The following is a 3,835-nucleotide window of genomic DNA, read 5'->3' as shown; positions in this document are numbered from 1 at the left end:
ACAAGATGCTAATCCCTAAAAGCCGTCTCAGTTCGGATTGCACTCTGCAACTCGGGTGCATGAAGTTGGAATCGCTAGTAATCGCAGATCAGCATGCTGCGGTGAATACGTTCCCGGGCCTTGTACACACCGCCCGTCACACCATGGGAGTTGGTTCTACCCGAAGCCGGTGCGCTAACCTTTTGGAGGCAGCCGACCACGGTAGGGTCAGCGACTGGGGTGAAGTCGTAACAAGGTAGCCGTAGGGGAACCTGCGGCTGGATCACCTCCTTTCTAAGGATTGAGCTTCAACTGTTCGCAGTTATCGCTCTTTCATTGGACAGATTGGTTAGTCAAACCAATCGCTTATACACATGCGAACCTTCGGGCGCCGCCTTCGTTTCTCTTTCCTCCAACGTACACACACGTAGTGTGTTGGACCTGCCGGTGGCTTGGCCACGGGGTGGTTCAATGTTCTGCGTTGGATTGTCGGCCAGCGTTCCTGGGGCGCACTTGTTCCACACGAACTGCTGCCGCCACCCTGGTTGCGATTGGCCGCACGTTCAGACCCTGTTGTCTGGAGTTGGTGCCATCGGCCCCGACATCTGATGCTTGGCATGGCGCCGATTGGCGCAGTGCCAAAAAGGATCAGTCCAGACTATGTCTGGGGGCCCGTAGCTCAGGTGGTTAGAGCGCACGCCTGATAAGCGTGAGGTCGGTAGTTCGAGTCTACCCGGGCCCACCATTTTCCGAAGGAAAATGGTTTTGTTCTGTCTCACGGGCCGCACCGCTCCGGTCATGACGGCGCTAAAACCGCGCCTATGACCTGCGCTGGCCCTCCGACGGGGCGGCGAACGGTCGCCGGCTCGCTCTTCGCTCGCGAAGGGAGGGCAAAAAGAGGGGCCTTAGCTCAGCTGGGAGAGCGCCTGATTTGCATTCAGGAGGTCATCGGTTCGATCCCGATAGGCTCCACCATTTGCTTTGGTGGAGATATTGGAGATCCCGGTCCCGGTTTTGTGTGTACGTTGCGGATGTAGAAGAATTGGCCGTTGTGCTCTTTTGAGTGCGATGTGCCGGATATTTAACATTGTTGAGAGAAGGGTTGTTTGTCTTGCCTGTACCCCAGGCTGCGCCCCAGTCGGCGTTAGGCTTTGTGCCTTGGAGAAACGATACCTCGTGAAACTGGTCTTTGATCATGCGTTCCGCACGGGATGCATGATCGTTTTGATCTGACCGATCGATATTCGATGGTTCTGGCTGTCACGTGTGATGCGTTGCAGTCGGGAAGTCGGGAGTTTGTCAGCAAAAGTGGTTCCCACTTTTGCGGTTCGACAAGCGACCCACTTAAAACTGCGGATATTGGTCATGAGAGCGATCAAGTGCCAAAAGGGCGTTCAGTGGATGCCTTGGCGCACACAGGCGATGAAGGACGTGATACGCTGCGATAAGCGTCGGTTAGCTGCGAATAAGCTTTGATCCGGCGATTTCCGAATGGGGCAACCCGGCCGTAAGGTCATCCCTTAGGGGAAGCGAACGCGGGGAACTGAAACATCTCAGTACCCGTAGGAAAGGACATCAATTGAGACTCCGGTAGTAGTGGCGAGCGAACCCGGACCAGGCCAGTGGCACAAGCGTAAGAACGGGAAGGATCTGGAAAGGTCCGCCTTAGTGGGTGATAGCCCCGTACCGGTAGAAAGCGTTTGTGTCCTCGAGTAGGGCGGGACACGTGAAATCCTGTTCGAACATGGGGGGACCACCCTCCAAGCCTAAGTACTCGTGTGCGACCGATAGTGAACAAGTACCGTGAGGGAAAGGTGAAAAGCACCCCGACAAGGGGAGTGAAACAGTCCCTGAAACTGGATGCCTACAAACAGTCAGAGCCCAAGGTTCGTCCTGGGTGATGGCGTACCTTTTGTATAATGGGTCAGCGACTTAGTCTGTCGTGCAAGCTTAAGCCGTTAGGTGTAGGCGTAGGGAAACCGAGTCTGAATAGGGCGCCAAGTACGACGGATTAGACCCGAAACCGAGTGATCTAGCCATGAGCAGGTTGAAGGTGCGGTAACACGCACTGGAGGACCGAACCCACGTCTGTTGAAAAAGACGGGGATGACTTGTGGTTAGGGGTGAAAGGCCAATCAAACTCGGAAATAGCTGGTTCTCCGCGAAATCTATTTAGGTAGAGCGTCAGACGAATACCCTGGGGGGTAGAGCACTGGATGGGCTAGGGGTCCTCACCGGATTACCAAACCTAACCAAACTCCGAATACCCAGGAGTAGTATCTGGCAGACACACGGCGGGTGCTAAGGTCCGTCGTGGAAAGGGAAACAGCCCTGACCGCCAGCTAAGGTCCCCAAGTCATGGTTAAGTGGGAAAGCATGTGGGAATGCTTAGACAACCAGGAGGTTGGCTTAGAAGCAGCCATCCTTTAAAGATAGCGTAACAGCTCACTGGTCAAGCGTTCCTGCGGCGAAAATGTAACGGGGCTTAAACCATGCACCGAAGCTGCGGGTGTGCAGTTTACTGCACGCGGTAGCGGAGCGTTCCGTAAGTCTGTGAAGGGATACCCGCGAGGGGTCCTGGAGATATCGGAAGCGCGAATGCTGACATGAGTAGCGATAAAGAGTGTGAGAGACACTCTCGCCGAAAGTCCAAGGGTTCCTGCGCAATGTTAATCAGCGCAGGGTTAGCCGGCTCCTAAGGCGAGGCCGAAAGGCGTAGTCGATGGGAATCACGTTAATATTCGTGAGCCTGCTGGGAAGTGACGGATTGCCAGAGTTGTGTGTCCTTATCGGATTGGATGCGCAGTGAGGCGGTTCCAGGAAATAGCCCCAGCTTATAGACCGTACCCGAAACCGACACAGGTGGACTGGTAGAGCATACCAAGGCGCTTGAGAGAACGATGCTGAAGGAACTCGGCAAATTGCACGCGTAACTTCGGGATAAGCGTGACCCGTTCATGGGCAACCATGGGCGGGTGGCACAAAAGAGGGGGTGGCGACTGTTTATTAAAAACACAGGGCTCTGCGAAGCCGTAAGGCGACGTATAGGGTCTGACGCCTGCCCGGTGCCGGAAGGTTAAAAGGAGAGGTGCAAGCCTTGAATTGAAGCCCCGGTAAACGGCGGCCGTAACTATAACGGTCCTAAGGTAGCGAAATTCCTTGTCGGGTAAGTTCCGACCTGCACGAATGGCGTAACGACTTCCCCACTGTCTCCAGCATCGACTCAGCGAAATTGAACTCCCCGTGAAGATGCGGGGTTCCTGCGGTCAGACGGAAAGACCCCGTGCACCTTTACTATAGCTTCACGCTGGCATTCGTGTCGGCATGTGCAGAATAGGTGGTAGGCTTTGAAGCAGGAACGCCAGTTCTTGTGGAGCCGCAATGTGAGATACCACCCTTATCGTCATGGATGTCTAACCGCGGTGTAACAGCACCCGGGACAGCGTGTGGTGGGTAGTTTGACTGGGGCGGTCGCCTCCCAAAGAGTAACGGAGGCGCGCGATGGTGGGCTCAGAGCGGTCGGAAATCGCTCGTTGAGTGCAATGGCATAAGCCTGCCTGACTGCGAGAGTGACAACTCGAGCAGAGACGAAAGTCGGTCATAGTGATCCGGTGGTCCCGCGTGGAAGGGCCATCGCTCAACGGATAAAAGGTACGCCGGGGATAACAGGCTGATGATGCCCAAGAGTCCTTATCGACGGCATCGTTTGGCACCTCGATGTCGGCTCATCACATCCTGGGGCTGGAGCAGGTCCCAAGGGTATGGCTGTTCGCCATTTAAAGTGGTACGTGAGCTGGGTTTAGAACGTCGTGAGACAGTTCGGTCCCTATCTGCCGTGGGTGTCGGAATATTGAGA

General features: G+C 55.2%; 2 tRNA genes and 2 rRNA genes. All 4 read left to right on the top strand.

The annotated features are described in order from the left end of the window. A 16S ribosomal RNA gene (locus tag LSG43_RS16400) occupies positions 1-273 on the top strand; the annotation flags it as partial. Between the two features lie 374 nt (positions 274-647). After that, a tRNA-Ile gene (locus LSG43_RS16395) sits at positions 648-724 on the top strand. 154 nt (positions 725-878) lie between these two features. Next, positions 879-954, top strand: a tRNA-Ala gene (locus LSG43_RS16390). 398 nt (positions 955-1,352) lie between these two features. Continuing rightward, a 23S ribosomal RNA gene (locus LSG43_RS16385) occupies positions 1,353-3,835 on the top strand; the annotation flags it as partial.

Origin of the sequence: Pelagibacterium xiamenense, assembly GCF_021166475.1 — a bacterium.
Classification (GTDB): Bacteria; Pseudomonadota; Alphaproteobacteria; order Rhizobiales; family Devosiaceae; genus Pelagibacterium; species Pelagibacterium xiamenense.
Note: the sequence above shows the minus strand (reverse complement) of the source record. Positions and strands in the feature narration are given on the sequence as shown.